The sequence below is a fragment of the Candidatus Avoscillospira sp. LCP25S3_F1 genome (assembly GCF_052117125.1).
Lineage (GTDB): Bacteria > Bacillota > Clostridia > Oscillospirales > Oscillospiraceae > Avoscillospira_A.
This window is the reverse complement of record NZ_JBQKJT010000070.1, coordinates 1-546: the sequence shown is the minus strand read 5'-3', so window position 1 is coordinate 546 and position 546 is coordinate 1. Positions and strand designations below refer to the sequence as shown.

The following is a 546-nucleotide window of genomic DNA, read 5'->3' as shown; positions in this document are numbered from 1 at the left end:
TGTAATGTCCATCATGGCCAGATACAGCATTTTCAGCAGGCTGTCATCGGTGGGAAAGACGGACTTGGCCTTGGTCACCTTGCGCAGCTGGCGGTTGAAACCTTCGATGGCATTGGTGGTGTAGATCAGTCTGCGAACCTCCTGGGGGTACTTGAAATAGGTGCTGAGATTGGCCCAGTTGGCCCGCCAGGACTGAGAGATTTTCGGGTATTTCTTATCCCAGCGCTCCCCAAAGGTGTCCAGAGCATCCAGGGCTGCCTGCTCGTCTACAGCGGCATAGACTGCCTTCAAGTCGGCCATAAGCGCCTTCAGGTCCTTGTAGGACACATACTTGCGGGAATTGCGCAGCTGGTGGATAATGCAGTTCTGAATCTCAGTCTGTGGGAAGGTAGCGTGGATGGCCGCATCAAATCCCGTCAAATTGTCTGTACAGGCAATGAAAATATCCTCTACACCACGGTTTTTTAGGCTGTTAAGTACAGTTGCCCAGAACTTGGCACTCTCATTTTCGCCAACCCACATTCCCAGGACCTCTTTCCGGCCATC

Annotated in this window: 1 protein-coding gene; it reads right to left on the bottom strand. The window is 52.6% G+C overall.

The window, feature by feature from the left end; genetic code table 11:
- The coding region (locus ACTQ33_RS17140; protein WP_441465695.1) for an IS256 family transposase at positions 1-546 on the bottom strand (546 nt) is incomplete at both ends.